This is a genomic window from Halomonas sp. AOP7-B1-5 (assembly GCF_052353045.1).
In the GTDB taxonomy this organism is placed as follows: Bacteria; Pseudomonadota; Gammaproteobacteria; order Pseudomonadales; family Halomonadaceae; genus Vreelandella; species Vreelandella colorata.
In genome coordinates this window covers 1-659 of the sequence record NZ_JBQTDC010000124.1, presented here as the reverse complement: position 1 = coordinate 659, position 659 = coordinate 1, and the positions used below count along the sequence as shown (strand labels likewise).

2 protein-coding genes are annotated in these 659 nt (G+C 45.4%); both read left to right on the top strand.

Features of this window, described 5'->3' with window-relative positions; all coding sequences use genetic code 11:
* Positions 1–186 (top strand): hypothetical protein (locus tag ACT3XD_RS19685; protein ID WP_444280708.1); only part of this gene is annotated, 186 nt, incomplete at its 5' end.
* Positions 187–225: 39 nt separating this feature from the next.
* Positions 226–561 carry a DUF4113 domain-containing protein gene (locus ACT3XD_RS19680; RefSeq protein WP_192539963.1) on the top strand — a complete coding sequence of 112 codons (336 nt, stop codon included), beginning with the start codon at positions 226–228 and terminating at the stop codon, positions 559–561.
* Positions 562–659 lie beyond the last annotated feature (98 nt).

Here is a 659-nt window from a genome sequence, read left to right as displayed (position 1 = left end):
CTAGGGGCAAAATTTTCGGGTAATCGTGTTTTCATCGAACACCTTGAAAAGGTAGTACCCGACTTCTACCGCTATGCAGGCCAATACCTAAAAGCCTGGGTCGCTCCAGCTCCGCGTGTTAAGCAAGTTGAAGAAGACCCAGAGGAAGAAACAGAGGCGCAGACTACATCGCCCGAAAATGATTGAACTACTTTAATTCATAAAAAATGGGTTCCCGGCTATCTAATGGCCGGGATTTTTCTTGTCGCTGATCTTTTGTCACAAACAAAAGAAGAACGCCAGCGCAGCCAACAGCTCATGGCCACTATGGATGTGCTCAACGAGAAGATGGGAAAGGTAACGGTTCGCTTGGGATTGCCGGAAAAGAATGCGCCGTGGCACCTACGTTGTGCGCATCGCAGCCCGCGCTATACAACGAATTCGGATGAATTGATGTGGGCTTATACGGATGAGGGAGCAGTTAAGCTGCATAAAACCGATGCAACACATAAATATTTCATTCGCAACTACACTGAGCTGAATTGCGCTATAGTACTTTCAATACTCAACGCTATAGGATAGAAGTTTAATAACCAAAATCAATCAATAGGTTGAGGGATCGATACAACACTAATCTATTCATACTACCATCATTCACCTAACCCGGATTTCTCACAGGG